Below are 2,081 nucleotides of genomic sequence, written 5' to 3'. Positions count from 1 at the left end.
ACGAGGATATCGATGAGGGTGAGGTCCGCGATGACGAGGTGCGTCGCCTTCACACCGAACTAAAGGCAGCACAGGAGGCGCTGGTTGGAAGCCGCTCAGAACACGAAACGGCAATCGAGGATCTGCGGGCCGCGAACGAAGAGCTCCAATCCATTAACGAGGAATACCGCTCTACTTCCGAGGAACTCGAGACGTCGAAGGAAGAGCTTCAGTCGATGAACGAAGAGCTTCAGACCGTAAATTCCGAACTGAAGATCAAGCTCGAAAGTATTTCCACAGCTCATAGCGACCTCCAAAACCTGACCGCAGCGACCGAAATCGGCACTCTGTTTCTGGACGCCAAGCTCCGAATACGAATGTTCACGCCCGCAATTGGCGATCTTTTCAACGTGACGGATATGGACACCGGACGTAGTATTACCGATTTCACGCACCGTCTGCGTTATGACGCTATCGAAACGGACGCGCGGCGGGTGCTGCGCGATCTCTCGCCGCTTGAAACCGAGGTCACCTCCCAAGACGGGAGATGCTTCATGATGCGTATCCGGCCCTACCGCACGATTGAAGATCGGATTGATGGTGTCGTCTTGACCTTCGTGGATATCACGTCGCGCCTCATGGCGGAGCAGCAGCTTGCAGAAAGCCAGCAGCGCTATCAGACGCTCTTCAATTCAATCGACGAAGGCTTTGGAATTTTCGAGATGGTCTTCTCCGACGACGGCGCACCGGTCGATTACAAGTTCATTGAGGTAAACGACGCTTTTTCGCGCCAGACCGGCCTTGAAAAGCCCCTTGGCCGGACCGCGCGCGAGCTCGTGCCCGAGCTCGAGGATCACTGGGTCGAGACTTACGGGCGGATCGCGCTGACCCAAAAACCCGAGCGGTTCGAAGCACCGGCATCGGGTTTGGGCCGCTACTACGAAAGCTATGCCTTTCCGGTGGACGGCGAGGATGAGCATCGCATCGGTGTCCTGTTTCGTGACATTTCGGAACGGAAGCAAGCTGAAGACCAGCGCCGGTTGCTGACGCGTGAACTCAGCCACAGGGTCAAGAACACTCTCGCGGTGGTCCAGGCGCTTGCGCGCCAGCCTGGTGTCGCAAGCATGACGACAGAGCAATACCGCGGCAGGTTCATCGGACGCATCCAGGCCTTGGCACGTGCTCACGATCAGCTGCTTGATACGAACTGGCAATCCGCCGACCTTGCAACCTTGGTTCGGGCCACGTTGGAGGCCTACGACCGGGATGGCGCGATAGATCAAGTCGTCGACGGACCGAAGACCCGGCTCACTCCAAAACAAGGTCTCGGCCTCGCGTTAATTTTGCATGAACTTGCAACGAACGCCTCGAAATATGGCGCTCTGTCCACTGCGGACGGCAAGCTTAGGGTCACTTGGGACGCGCCAGATATTGGCAGTGATCGACAGCTTCGGCTTTTGTGGACAGAATTCGGAGGGCCACCGATCGCTGATACCAGCCCCAAAGGATTTGGCACAAAACTGATCGAGCGCGCCAGTGCCTACGAACTCGATGGTTCAGCGAAGTTGCGCTTCAGCCCAGAGGGGTTGACGGCAGAGATCATATTCCCCGCGGCGAAAGGAGAGTGAGCACCGTGTCCGATGAAAAGACGGAGGATGTGACAGGCTACCGCTTGCTCATTGTCGAGGATGAAGTGCTACTGGTCATGGATCTCGAGATGTTTTTCGAGGAACAGGGGATCGAAGTGCTCGAACCAGCACGCAACATCCAGAGCGCGCTTGCGGCACTTGAAACAGAGCGCCCGGATGTCGTCACGCTCGATATGAACTTAAATGGCGAGTCTTCGGCTCCGGTGGCCGCTGTCCTAAAAGAACAGAATATTCCATTTGTCATCATCTCAGGATACACTGGCACCGACGCCGAGGCGCCTGATTTCCAGCATGCGCCAATGGTAAAAAAGCCCTACGATCCCAAAGAACTGTTGCGGACTATTACTTCGCTGCTTTCGTAGAGAAAATTTAAGCATATCGCACGTTTCATCCTTACGTCTGTGGATGCATCACGAAATGAAACGACTTCAGCAAGTTAATTTGCACTCCGGT

At 55.6% G+C, this 2,081-nt stretch carries 2 protein-coding genes; both read left to right on the top strand.

Annotated features, from left to right (window positions below):
• Positions 1-1,607, top strand: a 1,607-nt coding sequence (locus WA989_RS09345) for a sensor histidine kinase (protein WP_424340231.1), incomplete at its 5' end; no start/stop codon positions are given.
• 5 nt (positions 1,608-1,612) lie between these two features.
• On the top strand, positions 1,613-1,990 hold the full coding sequence (locus WA989_RS09340; protein WP_424340230.1) for a response regulator: 378 nt from the start codon (positions 1,613-1,615) through the stop codon (positions 1,988-1,990).
• Positions 1,991-2,081 lie beyond the last annotated feature (91 nt).

The sequence above is a fragment of the Henriciella sp. genome, assembly GCF_049649345.1.
Lineage (GTDB): Bacteria > Pseudomonadota > Alphaproteobacteria > Caulobacterales > Hyphomonadaceae > Henriciella.
The sequence above is the reverse complement of the archived record's forward strand: the minus strand, read 5'-3'. Positions and strand labels throughout refer to the sequence as shown.